This window comes from Arthrobacter sp. TmtSoilC48 (assembly GCF_059739425.1).
In genome coordinates, this window is record NZ_AP046049.1 from 1,530,903 (window position 1) to 1,553,093 (window position 22,191).

General features: G+C 61.2%; 22 protein-coding genes and 1 pseudogene. 15 read left to right on the forward strand and 8 right to left on the reverse strand.

Annotated features, from left to right (window positions below; genetic code table 11):
* Window positions 1-63 precede the first annotated feature (63 nt).
* Window positions 64-1,713 (reverse strand): alkaline phosphatase D family protein, encoded by a 1,650-nt coding sequence (locus AC6I97_RS07305; protein ID WP_497944537.1) that lies wholly within the window; start codon window positions 1,711-1,713, stop codon window positions 64-66.
* A 355-nt stretch (window positions 1,714-2,068) separates the two neighbouring features.
* Here AC6I97_RS07305 and AC6I97_RS07310 point away from each other — a divergent pair, with 355 nt between their 5' ends.
* Window positions 2,069-3,022: a LysM peptidoglycan-binding domain-containing protein gene (locus AC6I97_RS07310; RefSeq protein WP_497944538.1), complete on the forward strand. Its 954-nt coding sequence runs from the start codon at window positions 2,069-2,071 to the stop codon at window positions 3,020-3,022.
* A gap of 13 nt (window positions 3,023-3,035) precedes the next feature.
* Here AC6I97_RS07310 and AC6I97_RS07315 read toward each other — a convergent pair whose 3' ends face one another.
* Window positions 3,036-3,632 carry an arsenate reductase/protein-tyrosine-phosphatase family protein gene (locus tag AC6I97_RS07315; protein WP_497944539.1) on the reverse strand — a complete coding sequence of 199 codons (597 nt, stop codon included), beginning with the start codon at window positions 3,630-3,632 and terminating at the stop codon, window positions 3,036-3,038.
* Between the two features lie 199 nt (window positions 3,633-3,831).
* Between AC6I97_RS07315 and paaA the strand changes: the two genes are divergently transcribed.
* The 6 genes from paaA to AC6I97_RS07345 are packed head-to-tail and all read left to right on the forward strand — an operon-like array spanning window position 3,832 to window position 8,729.
* A complete protein-coding gene (paaA, locus tag AC6I97_RS07320) occupies window positions 3,832-4,827 on the forward strand; it encodes a 1,2-phenylacetyl-CoA epoxidase subunit PaaA (protein ID WP_224165219.1) in 996 nt (331 codons plus the stop codon).
* Window positions 4,827-5,213 carry a 1,2-phenylacetyl-CoA epoxidase subunit PaaB gene (gene paaB, locus AC6I97_RS07325; RefSeq protein WP_224088683.1) on the forward strand — a complete coding sequence of 129 codons (387 nt, stop codon included), beginning with the start codon at window positions 4,827-4,829 and terminating at the stop codon, window positions 5,211-5,213. Before paaA ends, paaB begins: the two co-directional genes overlap by 1 nt.
* Entirely contained in the window at window positions 5,213-6,130 is a 918-nt protein-coding gene (gene paaC / locus AC6I97_RS07330; protein WP_497944540.1) for a 1,2-phenylacetyl-CoA epoxidase subunit PaaC, read from the forward strand. Before paaB ends, paaC begins: the two co-directional genes overlap by 1 nt.
* 5 nt (window positions 6,131-6,135) lie before the next feature.
* Complete coding sequence (paaD, locus tag AC6I97_RS07335) at window positions 6,136-6,726, forward strand: 1,2-phenylacetyl-CoA epoxidase subunit PaaD (protein WP_497944541.1); 591 nt, start codon at window positions 6,136-6,138, stop codon at window positions 6,724-6,726.
* Window positions 6,727-6,734: 8 nt separating this feature from the next.
* Entirely contained in the window at window positions 6,735-7,940 is a 1,206-nt protein-coding gene (gene paaE / locus AC6I97_RS07340; RefSeq protein ID WP_497944542.1) for a 1,2-phenylacetyl-CoA epoxidase subunit PaaE, read from the forward strand.
* Between the two features lie 9 nt (window positions 7,941-7,949).
* On the forward strand, window positions 7,950-8,729 hold the full coding sequence (locus AC6I97_RS07345; RefSeq protein WP_497944543.1) for an enoyl-CoA hydratase/isomerase family protein: 780 nt from the start codon (window positions 7,950-7,952) through the stop codon (window positions 8,727-8,729).
* 11 nt (window positions 8,730-8,740) lie between these two features.
* Here AC6I97_RS07345 and AC6I97_RS07350 read toward each other — a convergent pair whose 3' ends face one another.
* Window positions 8,741-10,309 (reverse strand): PQQ-binding-like beta-propeller repeat protein, encoded by a 1,569-nt coding sequence (locus AC6I97_RS07350; RefSeq protein ID WP_497944544.1) that lies wholly within the window; start codon window positions 10,307-10,309, stop codon window positions 8,741-8,743.
* A 338-nt stretch (window positions 10,310-10,647) separates the two neighbouring features.
* Between AC6I97_RS07350 and AC6I97_RS07355 the strand changes: the two genes are divergently transcribed.
* The 4 genes from AC6I97_RS07355 to AC6I97_RS07370 all read left to right on the forward strand — a co-directional run bounded on the left by AC6I97_RS07355 (window position 10,648) and on the right by AC6I97_RS07370 (window position 14,973).
* On the forward strand, window positions 10,648-11,835 hold the full coding sequence (locus tag AC6I97_RS07355; protein WP_497944545.1) for a TetR/AcrR family transcriptional regulator: 1,188 nt from the start codon (window positions 10,648-10,650) through the stop codon (window positions 11,833-11,835).
* Window positions 11,836-12,040: 205 nt separating this feature from the next.
* A complete protein-coding gene (locus AC6I97_RS07360) occupies window positions 12,041-12,598 on the forward strand; it encodes a MarR family winged helix-turn-helix transcriptional regulator (protein WP_224088645.1) in 558 nt (185 codons plus the stop codon).
* Window positions 12,599-12,647: 49 nt separating this feature from the next.
* Window positions 12,648-13,445 (forward strand): aspartate dehydrogenase domain-containing protein, encoded by a 798-nt coding sequence (locus AC6I97_RS07365; protein WP_224088643.1) that lies wholly within the window; start codon window positions 12,648-12,650, stop codon window positions 13,443-13,445.
* A gap of 64 nt (window positions 13,446-13,509) precedes the next feature.
* Window positions 13,510-14,973, forward strand: a complete 1,464-nt coding sequence (locus tag AC6I97_RS07370; protein WP_497944546.1) for a protein adenylyltransferase SelO — start codon at window positions 13,510-13,512, stop codon at window positions 14,971-14,973.
* Window positions 14,974-15,078: 105 nt separating this feature from the next.
* On the opposite strand, the gene AC6I97_RS07375 is transcribed toward AC6I97_RS07370, so the two are convergent.
* Both AC6I97_RS07375 and AC6I97_RS07380 read right to left on the reverse strand, forming a co-directional pair.
* Window positions 15,079-15,387: a hypothetical protein gene (locus AC6I97_RS07375; protein ID WP_224088639.1), complete on the reverse strand. Its 309-nt coding sequence runs from the start codon at window positions 15,385-15,387 to the stop codon at window positions 15,079-15,081.
* Between the two features lie 150 nt (window positions 15,388-15,537).
* Entirely contained in the window at window positions 15,538-16,095 is a 558-nt protein-coding gene (locus AC6I97_RS07380) for an NADPH-dependent FMN reductase (RefSeq protein ID WP_497944547.1), read from the reverse strand.
* A 388-nt stretch (window positions 16,096-16,483) separates the two neighbouring features.
* Between AC6I97_RS07380 and AC6I97_RS07385 the strand changes: the two are divergent.
* The 4 genes and pseudogenes from AC6I97_RS07385 (at window position 16,484) to AC6I97_RS07400 (ending at window position 20,075) form a co-directional block, all read left to right on the forward strand.
* Window positions 16,484-16,957: pseudogene (locus AC6I97_RS07385) on the forward strand (SRPBCC family protein).
* 36 nt (window positions 16,958-16,993) lie between these two features.
* Window positions 16,994-17,881: a hypothetical protein gene (locus AC6I97_RS07390; RefSeq protein WP_497944548.1), complete on the forward strand. Its 888-nt coding sequence runs from the start codon at window positions 16,994-16,996 to the stop codon at window positions 17,879-17,881.
* Between the two features lie 99 nt (window positions 17,882-17,980).
* Entirely contained in the window at window positions 17,981-19,027 is a 1,047-nt protein-coding gene (locus AC6I97_RS07395; protein ID WP_497944549.1) for a LacI family DNA-binding transcriptional regulator, read from the forward strand.
* A 49-nt stretch (window positions 19,028-19,076) separates the two neighbouring features.
* Window positions 19,077-20,075 (forward strand): aldo/keto reductase family protein, encoded by a 999-nt coding sequence (locus AC6I97_RS07400; protein WP_497944550.1) that lies wholly within the window; start codon window positions 19,077-19,079, stop codon window positions 20,073-20,075.
* Here the strand turns inward: AC6I97_RS07400 and AC6I97_RS07405 are convergent.
* Genes AC6I97_RS07405 through AC6I97_RS07415 form a run of 3 tightly spaced genes read right to left on the reverse strand, consistent with a single transcriptional unit; the run spans window position 20,072 to window position 22,157 of the window.
* Window positions 20,072-20,383: a hypothetical protein gene (locus tag AC6I97_RS07405; protein WP_309925370.1), complete on the reverse strand. Its 312-nt coding sequence runs from the start codon at window positions 20,381-20,383 to the stop codon at window positions 20,072-20,074. The two genes, AC6I97_RS07400 and AC6I97_RS07405, sit on opposite strands and share 4 nt — an antisense overlap.
* Window positions 20,384-20,433: 50 nt before the next feature.
* Entirely contained in the window at window positions 20,434-21,420 is a 987-nt protein-coding gene (locus AC6I97_RS07410) for an ornithine cyclodeaminase family protein (protein WP_497944551.1), read from the reverse strand.
* Window positions 21,417-22,157, reverse strand: a complete 741-nt coding sequence (locus AC6I97_RS07415) for a GntR family transcriptional regulator (protein WP_497944552.1) — start codon at window positions 22,155-22,157, stop codon at window positions 21,417-21,419. The genes AC6I97_RS07410 and AC6I97_RS07415 overlap by 4 nt, the downstream gene beginning before the upstream one ends.
* Window positions 22,158-22,191 lie beyond the last annotated feature (34 nt).

Sequence of the window (22,191 nt, forward strand, 5' to 3'; positions counted from 1 at the left end):
ATCTAGGTAGCAGCTGAGCGCGTTTTGACGGCTCTAAACGCGCTCTAATGCGACGCAGTTGGGTCAGCGCTCCGGGGTGAGGGTCTTCGAGAACAGCACAGCTCCGTTGGCGTTGCGAAGGCTCGCGGTGAACGTGCCGTCCGCGGCGAGGTCCACGTGCCCGAAATATTGGTTCTCGCCATCCCGCGGGGATTCGCCCGGGAAGCGACCAGCTTTGCTGAACACCACTTCGGGTCCGAACGTTCCGTCCATGGCATTCGGACCAAACGAGCCAGCGTTGATGGGACCGGCCACGAACTCCCAGAAGGGATCGAAATCGGTGAACGAGGCCCGTTCGGGGGAGTAGTGATGGGCGGCGCAATAGTGCACGTCCGCCGTCAGCCACACAGTGTTCTTGACACCGTCCCGCTTGAAAGCACTCAGCACACCGGCGATCTCCAGTTCACGCCCGAGAGGAGCCCCGTTGTCCCGGTTGGACAGGCTCTCCTGGTTCACGGCCCCGTCCGGCACGATGATGCCCAACGGGAGGTCCGCGGCGATCACCTTCCATGTCGCCTTGGATTGGCGTACTTCCTTGATGAGCCAGTCCACCTGCTCCTGGCCCAGGATGTTGGTGGCGTAGGGTTCTTTGCCGTCCGTGTTGGGGGACTTGAACGTCCTCATGTCCAGGCAGAAGACATCCAGCTGGGGGCCGCGCGAAATCTTCCGGTAGATGCGGGCAGGTTGGTACTGGCCGGCGTCGAACGTTCCCGGGCGCCATAGCGCCGCGGAGTCCGCGATCGGCATATTCTCCTGCCATGCTTGCCGGCCGCGGGCTGCGAGGACATTCACGTTGCGTTCGGTGTAGCGGGCGTCGTCCAGGATCTGGCCCGGGTACCAGTTGTTGTGTGTCTCGTGGTCGTCCCACTGGGCGATCACCGGAACCTCGGCGAACATGGCGCGCATATTCGCGTCCAGCGAGTTGTAACGGTGCCGGCCCCGGTATTCGGCGAGTGTCTCGGCGACCTTGGAGACTTCCTCGGTGACGATGTTCCGCCACACCTGGCCGTCCTTCTCCGTGACAGTGGCAGCGATGGGGCCGTCGGCGTAGATGGTGTCCCCGGAGTGGATGAAGAAATCCGGCCGCGTTGCGTGCATTGCCTTGTACCCACGCATGCCGCCGATCTCCTCGTTGATGCCCCAGCCCTGCCCGGCCGTGTCGCCGGTCCATACGAAGGACTGCGGGTACGACGACGGCCTGCCGCCTGGGTGGGCTTCTTCAGGCCCGCCGTTCCCGGATGAGTCAGGGGCAGTAGTGAACGTCCCCTTGACTGCCTCGCCGAGGCCGTTCTCGTCCTCGAAGTTAAGTTCAAGGGCGAAGCGGGTCCCGGCAGGAAGTCCTTTGACGTGGATCTTGGCGGTGAAGTCGCTGGCTTCGGTAGCGAGAGGGCCTTGGATGGTGCGGCTGAATCCGTAGCGCCCCCGGAGGATTTCGCCGGCGCTGTCCACTGCCTGCAGCCGGGCGCTCAAACGGCCCGGACCCGAAGCACGTGACCAGAGGACAGCGGAGTCGGTGGTGACATCCCCGGTGGCAATTCCCGTGGGGAGTGTGAGGCGTTTGCGGACCAGGGGGATGGCGGCGGGGGCGGGCGCGGCGGTACCGGTTGCGAGACCGGCCAAAGCCAGGCCGGTTAAGGACGTTTTTACGAGGGTGCGGCGTGAGAGATCAGTCATGGTTCCACTGTTCCGGGCAGCAGTGAACAGAGGATGAGCCTGAGGTGAAGGAAACGGAACGAGTACCGGTGCCCGCCTAAACAAGTGGCCTATCCCGGAAAATTGCGTACTACCTGGTGCAAATTCAGGCAATCAATGAAAAAGACGAGTATCTGCTACTCGTGCGGTGCCAATGGCCAATTCCTAGCATTAAGTTCCCTAGGGTTTCTGAAATTCTGTTCCGCCGGCTCAGCGGTGGTTCGCTCCCTCGCACGTGACGAGTGGCGCTCCCCATAACACTTCTGCGCTATCGCATACGCCCCTCCCCTGGGACTTCTGCGTGCTCAGACCAAAGCCACGGATTCTGGGACATCTAATGAACATTTACAATGACGAGCTTCAAACTACTCTGTCAAAGAACACGCCCGGCGGCACCTTGCTGCATGGGTCGCGCAAAAATAAAGTCCTGTTGATCACAATTGCCATCATCGTTGTTATAGGGCTAATTCCATTGATTTTTGGGGTTCTTTCACAGGCAGGCAACCCCGCAGCCGATGTGGGCCAGAATGTTTCCACTGAACAACTGGCCACCCCCCAGGCCTCTGAGTCCAGCCCCGCCACGCCCGCTGCGAGTGAAGCAGCAGCTGCACCTGCAACCGAAGCCAAGGCGCCGGCTGCAGAACCTGCACCGGCCGTGGCCGCGGCGCCGGCTGCAGAACCTGCACCGGCCGAGCCCGCACCGCCGGCGGTGGATACCAACCTCTATACGGTTGTCGCCGGAGATACCGTGGGCTCCATAGCTGCCCGGTACGGGGTGAACATGAACGAGATGCTGGCTGCCAATGGCTTGAGCGGCTACTCCGTCATCGTGCCCGGCCAGGTCCTGAAACTTACTGGACCAGCTGTTCCACTCATCGAGCCGGCGCCGGCCCCCGCCGCAGCCCCAGCCCAGGCCGCCCCTGCGCAGGCCGCTCCGGCGCAAGCTGCTGCTCCAGTAGCTGCAGGCTGGACGATCTACGTGGCTGGATCCGGAGGCCAGAGCATGGTGGACGCGTGCATAGGGCCGATCCATTTCACTCCCACGGACGCCTACGCATTGTTCATTACCGAGCACGACTTCTGTGGAGGTTGGGCACGCTTCTCCGGTATCGGTGTGGGACAGACGGTTAACATCCCGGGCTACGGCACGTACACAGTGACCGGAAGGGGCCAGGTGCCCAACCCCGGAACCACCAACAATGTGGCGGCCGTCTTCGGCGGCTTCCCCGCTGTTGTCCTGCAGACCTGCATCCCCGGCACGAGCCAGATGTTGGTGATCGGACTTAACTAGTAAGGACAGCCAATCAGGCCGGCGCCGTAAGGCGCGCAAAGCGGAGGATGCCCAAGATGGCCGGGGCCAGCTCATCCTCCATCTGGTGGTAGACCTCTTCCGCTCGGCGGTAGGGGTCTACCACGTCGTTGTCGGCAGGATCGGCCGGCAGTGCCAGATGCCGGACGGAAGCGACACGGGCGGGAAGAGCCCGCCAGAATTCCACGATGTCGCCCTCGGGAACAACGTCGCCACGCGTCTCCAGGACGGCGAGCATCCTCGCAAATTCACGGATGGTGAACGTTCGCTTCAACAAGGAGGCATCCAGTTGAAGGACTTCGCCCCGGTGCTTGGACGTCATGGCCAGCACAAGGTCGGTTTCCCGGAGGATCTTCTGGTTCAGCTGCCTGGCCGCGAAATTGTCCGGGCTGCCACGGAAGGTGCTGATCATCTTGGCCGACAGGGGTTGAATCGGCTCTCCCACCATGGCGCGCGTTCCGGCGCTGCGAACCTCGAATGATCCCGGGCTTGCGTGGTTGAGGCCGGCCTGCAGCAGCCGTTCCGCCACCGGGGAACGGCAGATGTTCCCTGTGCAGACGGTGAGGATCCTGAAGGGCTGGGGCGATTCCACGTGAGGCTCTTTTCTTGCGGGGGCTTGGGACGGCTCGGGTCCCATCCCAAGTTAACACGGGCAGCAAAGCGCACCTTGTCACAACGCCCAGCTGCACCCGTGCGTTGTAATCAGCCCTTGGTGTCCCACCGAACGCTTGACTGAAAACGTCCGCTCCGCATATTCTGAACGAACGGTCGGTAATTTATTAGGAGCAACCATGGCATCGCAGAATCTGCAATCAGTGCCCGCTGAGCTGTCCCCGGAAGAGCAGGAGCGGGAGGCAGCCGGCAAGGCGTACTTTGATCGCATCATTTCGGAAGACTCGCGCATCGAACCGCGCGACTGGATGCCGGAGGCTTACCGCAAGACTTTGCTGCGCCAGATCTCGCAGCACGCGCACTCGGAAATCATTGGCATGCAGCCGGAAGCCAACTGGATCACCCGCGCCCCAAGCCTGAAGCGCAAGTCCATCCTCATGGCCAAGGTCCAGGACGAGGCGGGCCATGGCCTGTACCTCTACTCGGCAGCTGAAACCCTGGGCCAGACCCGGGACAAGATGATGGATGACCTCATTGCCGGCAAGGCCCGGTACTCGTCGATCTTCAACTACCCGGCGATTTCCTGGGCGGACATGGGAGCCATCGGCTGGCTTGTGGATGGCGCAGCGATCTGCAACCAGGTTCCCTTGTGCCGGGCATCCTATGGTCCTTACGGCCGCGCAATGGTGCGCATCTGCAAGGAAGAGTCCTTCCACCAGCGCCAGGGTTTCGAGATCCTGCTGGAACTGTCCAACGGCACGCCTGAGCAGAAGCAGATGGCGCAGGAGGCTGTGAACCGCTGGTACGCGCCGTCGTTGATGATGTTTGGCCCGCCGGATGATGACTCACCCAACTCCAAGCAGTCCATGGCCTGGAACATCAAGCGGTTCAGCAACGATGAACTGCGCAGCCGGTTCGTGGGAATGATGGTGGAGCAGGTCAAGGTCCTCGGCCTGACCCTGCCTGATAAGGACATCCGTTTCAACGAAGAAACCAAGAAGTGGGAGCACGGACCCCTGGACTGGAATGAGTTCAAGGAAGTCCTGGCCGGACGGGGCCCCTGCAACTCGCAGCGCATCGAGCGCCGCCGCGAGGCACACGAAAACGGTGCCTGGGTTCGCGAAGCCGCCGTTGCCTACGCCCGCAAGCAAGCACAGAAAGAGAACGCAGCATAATGGCTCCTCACGGTAACCCGGAAGAACCGGCAAGCTCGGCCAGCGAGATCAAGCGCGAGGCCCCCAAAGTTGCGGCGACTACGCCGGCGGAACAGCAGCACCACGAGACCCCATGGTCCCTCTGGGAGGTCTTCGTGCGCTCCAGCCGAGGCCTGTCCCACGTGCACGCCGGTTCCCTGCACGCTCCTGATGCCGCCATGGCACTGAGGAATGCACGCGACCTTTACACGCGCCGCAACGAAGGCGTCTCCATCTGGGTTGTCCCGGCCGAGGCGATCTCCTCCAGCGATCCCGATTCCAAGGGCGCCTTCTTCGAATCGCCGCAGGGCAAGGACTACCGCCACGCAACGTATTACACCAAGAGCGAAGGCGTGAAGCACCTGTGATGACTGACAAAGACACTGACTTCGCCATTGAAGGCCACGGCGACATCTCCGTGGGCGTTCACGGAGCAGGAGCTTCCGGTGACGGTTCAGCCAGCGCCACCCGCATCACACCGGGCAACGCCCTCCGCCCGGAAGACATTGCCCTTGAAGTACGGCGTGGACAGGTCAAGCCCAGCGATGACGTAGCCGAGTTTGCGCTGCGCATTGGCGACGACGGCCTCATCCTCGCACAGCGCCTTGGCCACTGGATTTCCCGCGCTCCGGAGCTTGAGGAGGACATTGCACTCGGAAACATCGCGCTGGACCAGTTGGGCCACGCCCGCTCCTTCCTGACCTATGCTGGTGCGGCCTGGGACAAGTCCGAGGACGATCTCGCCTACTTCCGCCGCGAGCACGAGTTCCGTTCCGCGCACCTGTTCGAGCAGCCCAATGGGGACTTCGCGGTGACAATCGCCCGCCAGTTCATCGTGAGCTACTACCAGTACGAGCTCTACACGGCCCTCACCGCATCCAAGGACGCCACCATCGCGGCCATCTCCGCCAAAGCCGTGAAGGAAGTGGATTACCACCGCGACCACAGCGCCCAATGGGTACTTCGCCTGGCTGGCGGCACGGACGAGTCCCGCGCGCGCATCATCCAGGGCTTCAAGCTCGTGTGGCCATACGTGGACGAACTCTTCGAAGACGATGAGCTCACCACCCGCCTGGCCGAGGCTGGCGTGACAGTGCAGCCCTCAAGTCTTCGCGCCGAATTCGATCGCCTCACTGGCCAGATCATGGCCGAAGCCGAACTGGAGATCCCTGCCGTTCCGCAAGCACTGGGAGGCGGCCGTCGCGGCAAGCACTCCGAATTCCTGGGTTACATCCTTGCTGAGATGCAGGTCCTGGCCCGCGAGCACCCCGGCGCGAGCTGGTGACCATCATGGCAACCCTTGCTCGTTCAAAAACACGCACCCAAGAGCAGAGGGCCTGGGACATTGCGTCCACGGTCTGCGACCCGGAGATCCCGGTCCTCACCATCGAGGACCTCGGCATTCTCCGTGGCGTACACGTCGTCGACGTCCCGGACGCCCAGCAGCCCACGGACAAGCAGCAGCCCACGGACAAAGCGGACGACGGCGGCACTTCACGTACCGCCGTCGAGGTCACCATTACGCCCACGTACTCGGGTTGCCCGGCCATGGATGCGATTGGTGACGACCTGCGGAGGGCCTTCGAGAAGGAGGGCTACGCGAGCGTGCACATCAACCTGGTGCTCTCCCCGGCCTGGACCACGGACTGGATGACCGAGTCCGGCAAGGCCAAGCTGCAGGAATACGGGATCGCGCCTCCCACGGGAAGGGCTGCCGCAGGCGGCCACTCCGGTCCCGTTCGTTTGAACCTGGCTGTGAAATGCCCGCAGTGTTCTTCGCTGAACACCAAGGAGCTCACCCGCTTTGGTTCCACGTCCTGCAAGGCGTTGTTCGTCTGCCAGGACTGCAAGGAACCGTTCGACTACTTCAAAGTCCTCTAAGGAATTCCATGACCACCGAAACCCAGACGGCCAGCCGCCGTCGTGCGTCTTTCCACACCCTGACCGTCTCGGAAGTCCGGCGCCTTACGGACGACGCCATCGAGGTGACGTTCGCTGTTCCCGCCGAGCTGGCTGGTCAGTACGACTACCTCCCGGGCCAGTACGTCGCGCTACGCACCACGCTGCCGGATGAGCAAGGTGAGCCGCACGAGGTCCGCCGCAGCTACTCAATCTGCGCAGAGCCGCGCAGCTTTGCCGATGGCAGCAGCGAGATCCGGGTGGCCGTGAAGAAGGACCTTGGCGGTGTCTTCTCCACGTGGGCCAATGCCGAGCTTAAGGCCGGCGACAGCCTTGACGTCATGAGCCCGCAGGGCGCGTTCATTTCGCGGCACGGCAAGGACGGTTCGTCGGTCCAGCACAACGTCATGAATTCCATGAACCACCCGGAAGAGCTGGCGGGGGAGCCCGGGAACTTCGTTGCGATCGCTGCGGGTTCAGGCATCACCCCCGTGATGGCGATCGCCCGGACGCTGCTGGCCGCCAATCCGGAGACCACGTTTGACCTGATCTATGCCAACAAGGCTGCCATGGACGTCATGTTCCTTGAGGAGCTGGCGGACCTGAAGGACAAGTACCCCTCGCGCCTGGCGCTGCACCACGTTTTGTCCCGCGAGCAGCGGATCGCCCCGCTGATGACCGGCCGCATCGATTCGGAGAAGCTCCAGGCCCTGCTGAGCAGTGCCATCCATGCCGAGGATGTGGACGAGTGGTTCCTCTGCGGGCCTTTCGAGCTTGTCCAGCTGTGCCGCGACACCCTCGCTACCCGCGGCGTGAAGCCCGAGCACGTGCGGTTCGAGCTGTTCACCACTGGCCGTCCGGACCGCCCTGAGGGCAACGCGGGCCGTCCCGTTGTGGAGGACGAGTCGAAGGAAACCTACAAGATCACGTTCAAGCTGGATGGTTTGACCGGCGAGGTCGCCAGTCCCACCCACGCCCGTGAATCCATCCTCAATGCTGCACTGCGTGTCCGCCCCGATGTTCCGTTCGCCTGTGCAGGCGGGGTCTGCGGCACCTGCCGCGCCAAGCTTGTGACCGGTACGGTGTCCATGGATGAGAACTACGCCCTGGAACAGGACGAGCTGGACAAGGGCTACGTCCTCACCTGCCAGTCCCACCCCACCAGCGAAGAAGTTACCGTCGACTTCGACGTCTAAGGAGTCCCCATGATCGAGCTCTCCATTGCCAACGGCATTGCCGAAATTGTCCTCAATGCCCCCGAAAAGCTGAACTCGCTCAACGAGGACGCGCTCGCCGAACTGGATAAGGCGTACGACGACGCTGCTGCCGCCGCCTCGCGCGGTGAGGTGCGGGCCCTGCTGCTTCGCGGTGAGGGACGTGCCTTCTGTGCCGGCCGCGACATCGCAGGTGTCACCCCCGAAACCGACGACGCGCAGGCGTACCTGGGCGGGCTGGTGGAACCGTTGTTGAAGAAGATGGCCGCGTTCCCGGCACCCACTTTTGCTGCCGCACATGGAGCTTGCCTGGGTGTTGGTTTAGGTCTCTTGCTGGCCACTGACGTGGTGTACGTGGCGGAGAATGCCAAGTTCGGTTCGCCCTTTGCCAAGCTGGGCGCCACCTTGGATTCCGGCGGCCACTGGTACTTTATGGAGCGTCTGGGCATGCACCGGACACTGGACCTGATCTATACGGCCGACCTCATCAGCGGAGCCGAGGCCGTAGAGCGCGGAATGTTCAGCCGGGCGATGCCGGATGACGCATTGCTTGCCATGACCCGCGCAATCGTCGAGCGCGTAGCCACAGGTGCCACCGGTGCTTTCGTTGCCTCCAAGGAACTCGTGGCCCACATCCGCGATCAGCGACTGGGACTCTGGGCGTCCATGGCCGAGGAAAACACGGAGCAGGCACGGCTGTGCAAGACCGACGACTACGCCGAAGGCTTCCGGGCGTTCCAGGAGAAGCGGGCGCCGGTTTTCAAGGGGTAGTTCCAAGCTCTTTATGTAAATTCGTTCAGAAGCTTGTACCCGGCCACTTTTCCTTCCAACGAGATCACGGCCATGCCGTCCTCCGCAGTGGGCAGGTCGGTCAGCGCGCCGTAGGTGAGTGCTGGGACGGCCACGCCACTCTTCATGCATGGAAAAGCCGTAACCGAGCCAGCGCTGATGGCACCGCCAGGCTGGTCCTCGTAGGGTCCGTTTGGAGGTGGCGTGTAGGTGGTCTCCTTCAGGCAGACAAACACGTCCTCGAAGCTTGCCCCGCGGAACTTGCCGGTCCGGGTGTCCAAGAGATTCACGCTCCTCGGGACGCCCGCAATCACCAGATCGCCGCGACTTGCTGTAGGAATGAGTTCCCTCGTGTTCCAGCCGATATCCATGGGCTCGGTTTCCCACGCGGCGTCGCCGGTCAGGGGGTTGTAGCCGACCAGCTTCGACTTGGCACCTCTGTACTTGCCCGCGGGAAATTCCAGGTACCCCTCGGTGTACTCGCATCGAATGGGGAAGGCGTCGCCACCCTCCAGCTTCGTCGCTACTGTGCCAATGGTTTTGGAGCATTCCACCTGTGAGCCGTCCGCTGTCCACAGAATCCGTGCGCTTGAAGCCCGGAAGCCTACGGTCTTGGCGGTTTCGCGCAAGTTTAGTGAGAAGGTTTGCTCTGTAAATTTGTCGGGTGAAAAATCCGTGGGGTTGATTCCAACGGAGCCGACGTAGAGATCCAGTTTTTCGGAGTAGGTGAAGTGCCAGCCCATACTGGTGCTGGCCCCTTTGCCAAAGATTTTTTCGATTTCAACTTCCCACAGCACCTCGCCGTAAGAGACATGGGCCAGGGTTTCAACTCCACCAGCCACCACCGAATACAGTTCTTTGCCCACCGGCCGGAAATTCCCCGTGAGTGGGTTGATTTCGGGACCGGCCAGATCTTCGCCGGAATCCAAGTCCACCCAGTGCTCCACTGTTTGGGAAGTTTCATCAAAGGCGATAAAGCACATGTCCACGTGGTCGTCGCAGGCAAAGGGACGGGTGCCCACCAGTTCGGGCCTGCCGCGGTAGAGCTCCTTGCCGGTGTTCAGGTCAAAGGCCACCGGGGCAGTCCACCACGTTGCGCCGCCATTATTGGCCGGGGGAGTTGCCGCCTGCAGGAAAATGGCGGCACTCTTCCCTGTCGCTGTCCTGGTGACAACAGGTTCAAGGGGAACAGCGGGCGCCTCGAGCCCCGGGTGAACAGGCTGGGTCCACAGTTCCTTGCCGTTCGCAACTGAAATGGCATGGGCGGTGACGCCAGCAGGGGTCTTTGCGTAAACCAAGGCAACGCCATCAGCCACCACAGGTTGGCCGATGGCATCCAGCGGTACTTCCCATGCCGCCGTCGCGATTTCTGTGCTCCTCTCTACCGGAGAAGTCGTGGGGGGTGGAGTGGTTGCGACGGGTAACCCCGGAAGGGAAATGATGGTGCACGCGGACAGCAGCATGGCAACACCTACGGCCGCGACGCCGAACCGCACTGGCTTCAAGCGTTCAAAGTAGCGCGCGGATCGGGACTGAATCATGGTTCCCCCAGGAACGTTCATGGTTCAGCACCTGCAGGGCGTAGTTCCAAACCAGAAAAGGCCAACAAGGTGTGGCTCAGATAGAGAATACAGCTCGCGGACCTGGATGAATGCAGCTCAGCGAAACAGCATCATTAGCAGCCTCGATAAGCGTCGCTGTCAGTGGACCACATCCAGGACAGCACGGACGATGCTGTCGGTGTTGATCCCGATCCTGCCCATGAGTTTGGGGAATGCCTTTAGGGTCTGGCACCCACTTGGCGTCCGGTAAGTGAATGTCAGTCTTCCGTAGTTGTTCCTAGAACTTTGTCAGATGGGGGTCTATTCCGCAATAAGTGAATCCGACTAGTCTTGTGAACATGAATGAGTCCTCCATCGCCCCGGAGCGCGGCACGAGGCCGCGGAACCGGCGCGCCCTGATACTTGCAGCGGCAGGTGAACTCTTCGCGCAGAAGGGATACGCACAAGTCAGCATGACCGACGTGGCCAACGCCATGGCGGTTCAACCATCCGCCCTTTATCGACATTTCCCGAGCAAGGGCGAGCTGCTTCGGGAGGCAGTTGTGGCCAGCTTCCAGCCCGTTTTGGATACCGTCACCCAAGCCCCTGACGGCGACCTTGAACAGTTGATCGCGGCTCTGGGCCGGGCAGTTTTGGAGCACCGGGACAACGGCGTGCTGTGGGAGCGTGAATCCCGGCACCTTCCGCCTGCCACCCGCTTCGATATTGCGAGCGCCAGCAAGTTCGCGATGAGCAGCAAACTGCAGTCCGGCAGCCATGCGTTGCCGGCGCCCGAGGCGGACCTGCGGGCTTGGGCAATGTTTGCTGTGATGATCAGTGTGTCGTGGAACCCCAACCGGCTTTCACGGGTGGATAAAGAGTTCCAGCTGGCCACGCTCGCCCGCACAGTACTCGTCATGCCATTGCCCCCGATTGAAGCGTCGGGGAACCATCGGCGCGCGTCGATTCCCATGCCGCGTAGCCGTCGTGAGGCATTGCTGGCTGCCTCAATTCGACAGTTCGCCGCGTTTGGGTTTGAAGCCGTGAGTCTTGACGACATCGGCGCCGAGGTTGGAGTCGCGGGTCCCAGCATTTACCGCCACTTCGACAGCAAGGCGGAAATGCTTGCCGCAGCCCTGCATCGCGCCGAAGAAGTGCGGTGGATGGACATGTGGCGCGCTCTATCTGAAGCCGCTGATGCATCCGAGGCGCTGCAGCGCATCCTTTCCTCGCACATTGCTTTCTCGGTGGCCAGCCCGGAATTCCTGCAACTGGCCGTGTCCGAACGTCCACATCTGCCCGAGGAGGACTTGCGGAACCTAATGGACGCGCAGGGCGACTACATCACCGATCTAGCCTCACTGGTGGAGGACATTTACCAGGGTGCCGATCCAGAGGTGGTCAGAACCCGGGTGAAAGCGGCACTGCACGTGGTCACCAGCGTTGTCCGCACTCCCTTCCTGCGGGACATCCGAGGCATCCAGGAAATTCTCGAACACATGGTAAGGGGCCTCATGGCGCCCACAGCCGACCATGGTGGCTTGTGATGAAGAAGCGCCAAATCAGCTAGGCAAAGTTCCCGGGGACACCTCTAGTCAGACGCGGAGTGAATCTCCCTCGACTCTAACTATCTCAAGACTAAGATATAATGGATCACGCTGCAAGATGTCGGTGGAAAGTGCGCGAAAATTGCCGCACGCATTGGGAAGCTCAGTGTTAAGATACTTAGACCGGACGAAGGAGAGACTGCGCATGACCACCGAATCGCGGAACACTGACATGGACGCCGTGGACGCCATTATTGAGGACTGGCACCGCGAGCGCCCCGATCTTGATCCCAGGACCATCGGCGTTTTTGGCCGCCTGCAGAGCCTGGTAGCACGGCAGCGGGCTGTTCAGGATGTGAACTATGAGGAGTACGGGCTCACGTTGGCATCCTTTGATGTTTTGGCGAACCTGCGCCGATCAGGCCCGCCGCATCGGAAGACGGCCGGTGAACTGGCAAGTTCATCCATGCTGACCACAGGTGGCATCACCTTCCGGCTGGACCGCATGGAGGAACAAAACCTCATTGAGCGGGTTCGGTCGAAGGAGGATCGTCGTGTTGTCTACGCCCAGATGACGGACCACGGCAAAAAGCTCATTGACGAGGTCATCTCAAAGCATCTGGAAACGCAGCGCAATATGCTCGCCGGCCTGACCGCCAAGGAGATCGACCAATTGGCGCTGCTACTGAAAAAAGCTGAAGCCTCCATCGTCGCCTATGACCCGAAGGCTTCCTCCGCGGACGAACTCACCCTGAACGTATAGACGATCACGGCGCCGGTTCGTCCATCCACTCCATCAAGCAAGGAATCGAATGAAGCCAGGAGCCCGCAGGATCGGAATAATCGGACATGGAGCCATTGGGGCCCGTGTTGCTGCTGACATTGCCGCTGGAAAAGTCAAAGGGGCCACCCTTGAAGGAATCATTTCCCGCAGCGCCATAGACAACGCGCCGGCTCCCCGGCTTGAGATTGACGAAGCGTTGGAGCGCTGTGACCTGCTGGTTGAATGCGCAGGGCAGGAGGTCTTGATAGACCATGGCGAGGCGGTGCTTTCTGCGGGCGTAGACCTGCTCGCTACCTCATTGGGGGCGCTTGCGGACCCACACCTCTCAGCGAGGTTGTCGGCTGCAGGGCCCGGCAGGCTTTTCTTGACCCCGGGCTCCATTGGTGGCCTGGACCTGTTGGCGTCGGGCGCCCGCGCAACAGGCTATGACGCCGTCAGGATAACCACAACCAAGCTCCCGGGTTCCCTGATTCAGCCGTGGATGGACGAGGTGGAGGCCGATCGCATTCGGAACACGTCCGGTCCCATCGAGATCTTTTCCGGTCCCGCAGCCCAGGCCACGCAATTGTTCCCCAAGTCGCTTAACGTGGCAGCCGCCGTCGCCCTTGCAGTAGATGACTGGGACGCTGTGGCTGTGTCGGTGAGGGCCGACCCGGCGGCCGAGCTGACGACGCACTTGATCGAGGCTTCCGGAGGCAGCGGGAATTACCGTTTTGAAATCTGCAACAAAGTATCGCCGCAAAACCCGCGAACCAGCGGCGTTGTGCCGTTCGCTGTGCTCCGGTCCCTGGAACTGATCATCGGCGCGCGCGGTGGAATGATTTAGGCCCTGAACCGCTCGCCGAAGCTTGCGCTACGGTGGTCCCTTCCCGCATCGCTATCCTTGAATGATGAGCGAACTTGCGCATTCCACCATCGCCCTTGAGGGCCATTTCGCCCGGGACTTCCCGGAGATGGCTATTCCGTGGCGGGCGGAAGAAGCGCCTGATCCGCAGCTTTTGGCACTCAACGAGCCCCTCGCCGTCGAGCTCGGTCTTGATCCTGGTTTCCTTCGCAGCCCGGAGGGCCTACGGCTGCTGATAGGTAATGCCCTCCCGGAAGAGGCAACCCCGGTGGCCCAGGCGTACTCAGGCCACCAGTTCGGCTGGTACTCGCCCCGTTTGGGGGATGGCCGGGCCCTTTTGCTGGGGGAGATCGCCGGCGCTGACGGGAAGCTCCGCGACGTCCACCTGAAGGGCTCGGGGCGGACGCCCTTTGCCCGCAACGGTGACGGCCAGGCAGTGGTGGGTCCCATGCTTCGCGAACACATCGTGAGCGAGGCGATGCATGCATTGAACATTCCCACCACGAGGTCCCTGGCGGTCGTCGCGACGGGCCGTCCGGTTCAGCGTGAGACCCTCCTGCCGGGCGCAGTTCTGACCCGTGTTGCCAGCAGTCACCTGCGGGTGGGCAGTTTCCAATACGCCAGGGCAACCAACGATATGGATCTGCTGCGCCGCCTTGCCGACCACGCGATCGAACGCCACCACCCGTCGGCGGCGGGGGAAGCCAACCGCTATCTCGGGCTCCTCAAAGGCGTGATTGCGGTCCAAGCGAAGCTGGTAGCCCAGTGGATGCTCGTCGGTTTCGTGCACGGTGTCATGAATACCGACAACATGACCGTGTCCGGCGAAACCATCGATTACGGTCCGTGCGCCTTCATGGAAGGCTTCGATCCGGGAGCGGTCTACAGCTCCATCGATGAAACCGGACGCTATGCCTATCGCAACCAGCCGCTGGTTGCCGAGTGGAACCTCGCCCGTTTCGCCGAATCACTCGCTCCCCTTATCCATGAGGATGACGAGCAGGCAGTCGCCCTTGCTGTCGAGGCACTCAATGGATTCCGCCAACAGTACAGTGCTACCTGGTTCGACGGCATGAAGGCCAAGCTTGGGCTACCTCAGGGAATTGACGACGGCGTTGCCTCACCTTTGGTGGATGACCTGCTTGAGTTGGTTCAGGAGTCACGTGCGGATTACACCTCGTTTTTCCGCAGCCTTGGCAAGGCCGCCCGCGGGGACGTTGAACCTTCCCGGGGCATGATCCTTGACCTGGCGGCGTTCGATGCCTTGCTGGAACGCTGGCGGGCTGTGTCTCCGGATGCCGATGCCATGGACCGCATCAACCCGGTCTACATCCCCCGCAACCACTTGGTGGAAGAAGCCCTTTCGGCCGCCACGGAAGGGGATACCGGGCCAGTTGAACGCTTGCTTGAGGCAGTTGAGGCCCCATTCAGCGAACGCCCGGGCCTGGAATATTACGCCGCGCCCGCTCCCGACAGCTTCGGGCCATACCGGACGTTCTGCGGCACTTAGTTCGGTGCACGATATTTGAATTTCAAAGGGTTTCAGGGGCACGCCGTTTCCGCATACCGTGCTTGCGGCACGACCCCTCCCAGCAGGGGTCGCATTCTTCCTCTGTTATTGACCTACCTGCCCGCACGTGCCGTTGAGCTTGAAGTCAGACCAAGCTGGGCTCGTCTCGGTGAATCCGTTCGTCGTGGCTGACAGGGATGCAAGATCACTGTTGGTGGAGTGATGGCCATATCCTGGGGTCACGCCCGGAACCTCGGCAACGTCTCCCAGTGGATGGTTCTCAAAAGCGGTTTGGCTGGCACAATCAAACGATTCGACTATGGGGTGGATCGTTGCTGACGCAGCCGGTGCGAGTCCTAAAGTTCCCGCGAACGCAATGCCAATAATTGCGAGTGATTTAGTCGTCAGGCTCATAGTATTCTCCTCCGAAGACAGGAGCGTCGGGCGGCGCCCCGAGCACCATTAAGCTCCCGCCCAAGACGCAAGGCAAGACAGCGAAGGTTCCCACCCGGCTCTGGGGGAGCTACAGGCCGCAGCTGGTACTGCTCCTCCTAAGCGGACGTGCTAGTTCCGGATGGTTTTTAGGGCCGTCGACCACGCAAGGACTTGCTCAATGAGGACGTCCAGGTCTTCTTCCGCCGTTGCACTCGGGGTGAACGTCGTGAAACCTTCAAAGTCCGTAGCGAAGGGCAGCGCCACTTGTGCCCGGACGTCGGCCATTTGGAGTTCGCCGGATATCAGACGAAGGTTTTCAACCGCGCGCACCCCACCGGCACTTCCGTAGGAGACAAAGCCGGCGGCCTTATTGTTCCATTCGGCGTAGATGAAATCGAGTGCGTTCTTCAATGCCCCGGGAACGGAGTGGTTGTATTCGGCCGTGACAAAGATATAGCCATCGAATTCCGCTACTGCGCGCGCCCACGTCTTGGTGTGCTCGTGTTGATAATTCCCCATGGATGGAGGCATTGGCTCATCCAATAACGGAAGCTTGTAATCGGCCAAATCAAGCAGTTTGTACTCGGCGCCGCCTTTGGCCACCGCACGTTCAAGCACCCAATCGGCCACCTGCTTGCTTCGCCGCCCGGGACGGGTGCTGCCCACAACAACCGCGATCTTAACCATTTCGATCACATCCTTCAAAAGGAACTTTGAATGGATTTATAAAGTTCTCAACATCGGGACAGGGCTCTTTCATCCCTCGGAACTGCCTCCTCGCTGCGGGCCTCGTCGGATCCTTGCCCCACAACATATCGAGGTCTAGCCTAAAAGCGGGAGCATGGTCCAGAGGTGGGCAGCAGCCTCCCTTTCTTGAGGAAACAGTCGATGTCGATCATCTCTGATCCCTACCTCCCGGGCGGTTTTCCATCGCCGGGACGAAGTCCATCGGACTATCCTCAGGCGCTCCACTTTCCGGAGATCACAACCATTCTGAACCGACGCGTACTCCAGCGCGCCTCGGAGGCCTACCGCTGTCCGCTGTTTGCGGGCAGCTCCAACAATAGGAGGAAAAATGGAAACCGTTGAAGAAACCATCGATGTCGCCGTCCCGGTTCGCACGGCCTACAACCAGTGGACCCAGTTTGAGTCCTTTCCCCAGTTCATGTCCGGTGTAGAGTCCGTGACTCAACTGACTGACACCACCAACCATTGGGTCACCAAAATCGCTGGCGTGGAGCGCGAATTCGATACCGAAATCGTCGACCAGGAGCCAGATGACCGAATCGCCTGGCGCAGTACCGACGGGAAGTCCCATGCTGGCGTCGTGCGGTTCACCCGGATGGATGATAACCACACCAAAGTCAACGTCCATTTCGAGTGGGCACCGGAAACCTTTACCGAGAAGGCAGGTGCGGCCTTGAAGATCGACGAAATGCAGGTTAAAGCCGATCTGCGGAAATTTTAGGACTTTATCGAGTCCCGGGGAACAGAAACAGGTGCTTGGCGCGGTGAGGTGGAGGACAGCGGTCCGGGCGGACAGCTTTAGAAAACCCGCTTTGAACGTCTCGGAAAGCAGTATCTGATGCGAAGAGTTCCAGCGCTTGGAGTATTGGCAGTTGCGGCAGTGGCTTTGGCGGGGTGCAGCGGAGGTGGGGGCAGTGCAGCAAGTCCTTCATCTACCACCACGTCGTCAGCCCCAACCTCGGCCTCGGCGCCGGCCCAGGAGAAGGTCTACAGCGAGGATGAATTGCGAGAGCTCATCTCCGGTATGAGGGATGGAGATGGCAACGAGCTCAAGCTCTATTCCAAGGAGCAGGTAGACCAAGGTGGCAAGATCGCCGATCTGCTTTTGAATACGGCCAGTGTGGATCCCGAGGATTGCAAGGACATCGCCACAGCTGGGCTGGTAGACAAGGTTGAACACGGAGATGTTGCCGTGGCACTGTCTGACAGTGATCAGCCCAGGTCCTTGTCCGCGCAATCCGACAGCGAAGGGCCTGACGCGGAAAAGGTTCTCAAGGACATCAGCGGAAACATGGATAAGTGCGCAAAGTTCACTGTGAAAGCTGTTGGCCAGACCTATGAAGTCTCCAGTGAGGAATTGGACGCCAAGACGAAGGCAAAGGAAACGTTCGGAACAATCAGCACCCGTTCCGACGAAAGCCAGAAGAAGCTGATGCAGGTCTCCGCGGCCGACGGGAGGTTGCTGGTGGTGGCCACTAAGAGTGGGCCAAGCCTGGGCGATCCTGACCAGAAGGAACTCGAAGACCTGATCAACAAGGTGCTCGCGAAAGCCGAGGGCGGTAGCGAAACTCCCGGTGAAATGATGAGCAGTTCGTCCGGAAGCAGGACCAGCTCGCCCAGCAGCATGAGCAGCTCGCCGTCGTCCAAATCGTTGACACCGACACCAACCATGAGCACCTCGGAAGGCAGCATGACTTCCTCATCGTCGCCAAGCACATCTCCTTAGGCCGTTCAGGGTGGGCCCAGTTGACTCAGGGCCCATCCCCGTTTGATCTATTCCGCAAGCGCTTGCGTTAATCTGGCGTTGCCGCTACCGTCGTCTTCTATGTCGTCAACAGTGGATGCGGTTGCGGAACGCGCGAATGTCTCGGTATCAACGGTCTCGCGTGCCTTGCGGGATATGCCGGGCGTTTCGCAAGAGACGCGCAAGCGTGTGCAAAGTATCGCGAGGGAACTAGGTTATGTTCCCTCGCTTGCTGCTTCCCGTTTGGCGACTGGCCGCACGGGAGCCATCGCGATCGTCACCCCCAACCTCTCCAAATGGTTCTTTGGGCAGGTGCTGGCATCGGCGGGGCGGGTGCTTCGCCAGGCAGGCTTTGACGTCCTGTTGTACGAACTTGCCGATACTGCCGCGCGGGAGCGTTTCTTCGCGGGATCAAGCCTTGCCGGGCGGGCTGATGGCGTGTTGGTCTTTGCCTTGCAGCCGACTCCGGCGGAACTGGCCACCCTTGAAGCCCAGAACTTGCCGCTAGCGTTTTTGGGCTCGGGAACTCCGGGCAGGTCTGGTGTTCGGGTGGACGACCACGCGGCGGGGCGGGCAGCAGCCCGGCACCTCATCAATTTGGGGCACGAGCGCATCGCCTTCATCGGTATTCGCGAGGCTGCAGACAGCACGTTGGGTGGCGTCCCGCCGGCAAACCGCTTGAAGGGCTACCGCGAGGCCCTGGCCGAGGCCGGGCTGGAGTCCGGCCAGGACCTTGATGTCCACGAGGAAAATTCAACGGCCGGCGGATCGAGGGCGATGGCCCGTTTGTTGTGTGCGGAAGTAGCCCCTACCGCAGTCTTCGTAGCGTCCGACGAAATGGCTTTCGGCGTGCTGCACACTCTCAAGGCGGCAGGAATCGATGTTCCGGGCCAGATGTCGGTCATTGGCTTCGATAACCACGAACTCTCCGGGATTCTCGACCTGACCACCATGGACCATTCGGTCGCCCTGCAGGGGTCCGAAACCGCACGTCGGTTGCTGGCTTTGATAGCGCACGACGCCGGTGCGGAGCCGGATTTGGTGCTGTCCGCCCAACTGATTGTTCGCGGCACTACAGCGCCGCCATTTCCCTTGCGAGGCGGGCGCACGGTCACACCACCTGACTAAGAGTCACACCCCACAGCCAACAGTCACACCTTTGAAAGGGACTTAACCCATGGAATATCGCAAGCTCGGCGCCTCCGGCATGCACGTCAGCGAACTGGCCTACGGCAACTGGGTCACCCATGGCGAACAGATCGACCAGGAGGCGGCAACATCCTGCGTACGTCAAGCACTGGATCTTGGGATCACCACGTTCGATACTGCCGATGCTTACGCGGGAACCCGTGCAGAATCGGCCTTGGGCGAAGCCCTCAAAGGGGTCCGGCGTGAAGGCCTGGAGATCTTCACCAAGGTCTACTTTCCCACCGGTGAGGGGAAGAACGATCGTGGGCTCTCGCGTAAACACATGATGGAGTCAATAGACGGCTCGTTGCGCAGGCTCGGTACGGATTACGTTGACCTATACCAAGCCCACCGCTATGACTACGAAACGCCGCTTGAGGAGACGATGCAGGCATTCGCGGACATCGTCCGGGCCGGCAAAGCAATCTACATCGGAGTTTCCGAATGGACTCCGGACGAGATCCGGGCCGGCGCCGCACTCGCCAAAGACCTTGGTATCGGGCTCGTATCGAATCAACCCCAGTACTCAATGCTGTGGCGGGTCATCGAGGAAGAAGTCGTGCCCACCAGCGAGGAGCTCGGCCTGGGACAGATCTGCTGGTCCCCGTTGGCACAGGGCGTCCTTACAGGCAAGTACATTCCCGGCAAGGGGGCGCCCACCGATTCGCGCTTCACCACCGAGGACGGGGCTCTGAAAGACGAGCACAAGTTCATGCGCCCGGAGGTGCTGGAGAAGGTCCAGGAATTGCAGCCCATTGCCAAGGAAGCGGGACTGTCCATGGCCGCCCTCGCCGTCGCCTGGGTTTTGCAGAACAGCAACGTCTCGGCAGCGATCGTTGGGGCCTCCAAGCCCGAGCAATTGGTGGACAATGCCACGGCGTCCGGGGTAAAGCTCACCACGGAACTCCTCGCCAAAATTGATGAAGTGCTGGAGCCGGTGATCGAGAGGGACCCTGGAAAAGTCGAGTCATTCCTGACCCGGCCCTAAGCTACATGCTTCAGCTTTTCCTGAATCGCCGTTCGGAGCGATTCCAGCTGCGGCAGGCCTCGGGGGCCGTCGATGGTTGGATAGATCCGGCAGCTCAGCGCGGGGGCTCCGAGGACCGGAAAGAGGTCCTGTCCGTCGATCCGGAATGTGGGGGAGCCGTGGAAACCGAGCGAGGCTGCTTCCTCCTCGGAGTCCACCACTAAGTGCACCATGCCGGAAACCCCGGCCAGCCTCAGTGCCCGCTCGAAGAGTTGCTGAGCGGCCGCAGCATGGGGGCATTCAGGAATTGTCAGCAGCTCCGCGCCCATACTTGATTATCCAACACACCGTCCCTGAGGGGTTGACGTGTCCGCTTTCATCACCGGGACATATCGATGCTGGTTCCCAATCCATGAAGGACCGCAGCGTCGTACAGCAGCCGGCCGATGGCCAGGTCAAGCATGCCGATTCCCACCGAATTGAAGAGCGTAATATCGTCCTCGCTTTGGCGTCCCATCACGTCGCTGGCGATGACCCCGCCGAGTTCACCCTCGACGTCGTCTATCGCTATGACTCCTTCGGCCACAGCCATCATGAGGTCGCCCGATTTCTCAATGGCAGTTGGCATGCTGTCCACGAACACTCGTGACCTTCGCATCCCCTCCGAGTCGATTTCCCGATGAGTGGGGCGGGGCCGGGCGCCGACAGCATTGACATGCAGTCCGGGACGGAACCACTCGCCATGAACCAAAGGCTCCACGGACGGCGTCAGGGTACAGAGCACGTCGGCTTCCTCCACAACTTGCTGGACACTGGAGGCCCTCACCAATTCGATCTGGTGGTGCGCGGTCGCGGCCTCGAACGCCGCAAGTGTAGACGCGCTTCGGGACCACACCACTACCTTTCGGATGGGAAGAACAGCCATCAACGCCTCAACGTGGGCGATGGCCAGGGCTCCTGCACCAACCAGACCCAGAGTTGAACTGTCAGGGCGGGCAAGGAACCTGCTGGCAACGGCGCTCGCGGCTGCGGTTCGAATTCGGGTGGGCACCCGCCCGTCCAGAAGGGCGAGTGTTTCTCCTGTCCGCCGATCGGCCAACAGGATACTGGAGCGCTGGGTAGGCAGCCCTTCATGGTGGTTCGCGGGGATATCGGAAAGAAGCTTCACTGCCGCCAGCCCTTGGCTTTCTGCCAGCCCGGCCATGAGTAGGTAGCGCGCCTCCGACGACGGTAGGTGCAGAGATAGCGGACCGGGCTGAAGGGCAGTGCCGCGGGCGAGGTCACCAAAACCGCGCTCGACGGCGGTAATGGTTTCGGTCATGCTGGCGAGGGACTCGAGTGTGGATGCTGTGAGAACAAGTGTCATGGGTGCCTCTGTGTCCGGGGGTGGAAGGAGCCAGGGGGTCTGGCATTTTGCGCACGGCGGGAGGGGAGCCTTCCTTCGAGCTGGGCAATGGCAGGGGCCCTGCTGTGCTCAATGTGGGCGACGGCCAAGGCCGAGGCCAGTTCTGCTTGCCCCATGCATATCGCTTGGCACAATGCCCGATGTTCCTGGCACAGCACCGCGGCGTCCTGTTCCACCACATTTCCGAAAAGCCAGCGCATGCGGTTGGCGACCGGCCTTATGACGGAGGTCAGCAGCTCGTTGCCCGTCAGCCGGAAGATTTCGTCGTGAATGGCGATATTTGTCCGTGCCCTCAGATCGGCATCCTGGCTGTCGATGAGCGATTCTGCATGTGCCATGACCGTGAGCAGCTGATCGGGAGCGGCACCATCGGCTACCTGCCTGGCGGCAATGCTTGCTGATGAGACTTCAATGCTGAGCCTGATATCGAATACTTCATTGACGTCCTGAATGGTCATTTGTCGAACAACGGCACCGTGCCGTGGCCCTGTGGTGGTGTACCCGTCGGCCTCGAGTTGCAGCAGGGCTTCCCGGACCGGCACACGGGAAACGTTGAGCTCAGTGGATAGCTCCCGCTCCCTGAGCCACGTCCCGGGCGTCAGGTCTCCGCTGATAATCCGGTCCCTGATGTGTAGATAGGCCAAGGCTGTTCGTGATGCTGAAACTGGAACATCGTCCAGGGCTTCACGGTCTGTCATAGGGTCGTGTTCCTGTTCTGGTGTCGTGGGGTCC